The organism is Cryobacterium tagatosivorans (assembly GCF_004402215.1).
Lineage (GTDB): Bacteria > Actinomycetota > Actinomycetes > Actinomycetales > Microbacteriaceae > Cryobacterium > Cryobacterium tagatosivorans.
The window spans coordinates 1-2,374 of sequence record NZ_SOEZ01000056.1 but is presented as its reverse complement, the minus strand read 5'-3'; the positions used below and the strand labels follow the sequence as shown (position 1 = coordinate 2,374).

The window sequence follows — 2,374 nt, the reverse complement described above, 5'->3', positions numbered from 1 at the left end:
GTAGGCGACCGCGCGGCGCATGACCTCGGCTTCCTGCTCAAGCAGCCGGATGCGCTTCTTCGCATCCCGGAGCTCCGCGGATTCCTTCTCGGTCACGCCGGGCTTGACGCCCTCTTCAACGTCGGCTTTCTTCAGCCAGTTCGCCAGGCAAGACTCCGAGATGCCGAAGTCCTTCGCGATCTGGTTCAGCGGGCTTCGTGCTTCCTGGCCACGGCGACGACGTCGCGGCGGAACTCGGGAGGGTAGGGCTTCTGCGTGATGACATCCTTCCAGCGAAGACGAATCTCCACAGGTCGGCCGCGGCATCGGATTCGACTACGTGCACGCCGGCATCGACGACCACACCCGACTCGCCTACGCCGAAATCCACGACGACGAGAAAGGCGCAACCGCCGCCGGTGTCCTCACCCGCGCCGCCGAGTTCTTCGCTCTGAACGGCATTCCGAGGATCGAAAGGGTCCTTTCCGAAAACGCCTTCGCTTACCGGAACTCGTTCGCTTTCAAGGACGCCGTCGCGCAGATCAGGCCGAGCAGCGCCTCATCAAACCGCACTGCCCCTGGACGAACGGGAAAGTCGAACGCCTCAACCGGACCCTGTCGATCGAATGGGCCTACCGGCAGATCTTCACCAGCAACCAGACGAGGCACGTCGCGCTTGCGCCATGGCTGAACTACTGCAACACTGAGCGGATTTACACCGGCATCGGAGCAACCCCGATCAGCCGAGTGCCACCAACGTCATGACTCGGTACCACTAGCCCTGCCGGGCTTGATACTGCGCACGAATCACCGGGGCAACCCGCGGTTCACGAACGGAGGCGATCGGCGTCGACCATACGGGCAACTCCCCCATGAGCGCCCAGCCGGCTTGCCGGGCCGCGCCCGCCGCCACATACTCACCCGCGACGGGGACAGAGATGGGATAGGGGAAGATCTCGGACGCGATCTTCTGCACGGACGAGTTTTGAGCTGCCCCTCCGATGAGCAGGAGTCTCCTGACCTCGACCGATTGGCTCATTACCGCGTCCAACCCACCGGCCAGACTGCACAGCATGCCTTCGATCGCCGCCCGAGCGAGGTTTGCCCTGGACGTGTTCTCCAGGGTCATCCCGAGCAGGGTGGCTGTCGCATCCGGGAGGTTGGGGGTCCGCTCGCCCTCGAAGTATGGCTGAAGCACGAGTCCGCCAGAGCCGGGGGCGACGGACTCGGCGAGTTCGCCCAGCGCGCCGTGGCTTACCGCGAGCAGGTCGGCAACGATATCCAGGATCCGGGCGGCGTTGAGCGTCGCAATGAGCGGTAGGAAGCGCCCCGTCGCATCCGCAAAACCGGCCACCGCCCCGGACACGTCCATTATTGGATCGTCGGTGACCGCGAAGACGGTGCCGCTGGTCCCGATCGAGATAATCACGTCCCCCGATGTTGCGCCGAGGCCGAGAGCGGCCGCCGCGTTATCCCCGGCTCCCGCGCCGATCACGGTGTTCGTACCAGGCACGCAGCCCGCGGGCTCAGCAGCACCGAGCACGCGGGGAAGGATTACATCGTGGCCAAGGGCGGCCATGAGGATCTCCCGGTCGTACTCCCCTGTTGCCGGATTCCAGTAGCTCGTGCCGCTGGCGTCCGAGCGGTCTGTAGTCAGTTCCTCGAGCGCAGGGTTCGCTGGTCCGAAGCCGCGTAGCCGCCAGGTGAGCCAGTCGTGCGGAAGCGCCACGGCCGCCACTGACGCCGCATGGTGTGGCTCGTTATCGCGGAGCCAGCGCAGCTTCGTTGCGGTGAAGGAGGCGACGGGCACGGACCCGGTTCGTCGGACGAACGCCTCGGTTCCGAATTCGGCGATAAGGTCGAGGGTTGCTTGGGCGGACCGCGTGTCGTTCCAGAGCAGGGCAGGCCGCACGATCCGGCCATTCTCATCGAGGAGTACCGAGCCGTGCTGCTGGCCCCCGATGGCAATCGCTGCGACGTCGGTCAGGCCGCCTGCCGCCTCGATCGCCTCGCCGAGCGCGCACCACCAATCTTCCGGGTCGACTTCCGTGCCAACCGGGTGCGCGCTGCGACCGGTGCGGACGACCTCTCCTGTGTCGAGGTCGCGGACGACCACCTTGCAGCTCTGGGTGGACGAGTCCACTCCCGCGACGAGCGTCATCGTGCCGCGTCCGAGCCGACGCTATAGCCGCTGAAGGAGAAAAGATCTTCACGGGTGAGAGTGATTGTCATGGCTGACTCCGATTCAACATCGTTGGTAGATTAACTGTCTGCTCCTGCTCAGCCGAGCACCAGCGCGGAGGGTGCCGGGGGCGCGCAGAGTATGCCGCGCATGCGTCCGATGATCGACACATCGCCGGCGCCGTGGGGAATGAGGACCGTGGTGCCGGAGTGG

General features: G+C 65.5%; 1 protein-coding gene and 2 pseudogenes. 1 reads left to right on the top strand and 2 read right to left on the bottom strand.

Annotated features, from left to right (window positions below; genetic code table 11):
* A pseudogene (locus E3O23_RS11385) lies at positions 1-260 on the bottom strand (transposase); the annotation flags it as partial.
* Between the two features lie 41 nt (positions 261-301).
* Between E3O23_RS11385 and E3O23_RS11380 the strand changes: the two are divergent.
* A pseudogene (locus E3O23_RS11380) lies at positions 302-744 on the top strand (integrase core domain-containing protein); the annotation flags it as partial.
* A 10-nt stretch (positions 745-754) separates the two neighbouring features.
* On the opposite strand, the gene xylB reads toward E3O23_RS11380, so the two are convergent.
* Positions 755-2,140 carry a xylulokinase gene (xylB, locus tag E3O23_RS11375; protein WP_134491114.1) on the bottom strand — a complete coding sequence of 462 codons (1,386 nt, stop codon included), beginning with the start codon at positions 2,138-2,140 and terminating at the stop codon, positions 755-757.
* Positions 2,141-2,374 lie beyond the last annotated feature (234 nt).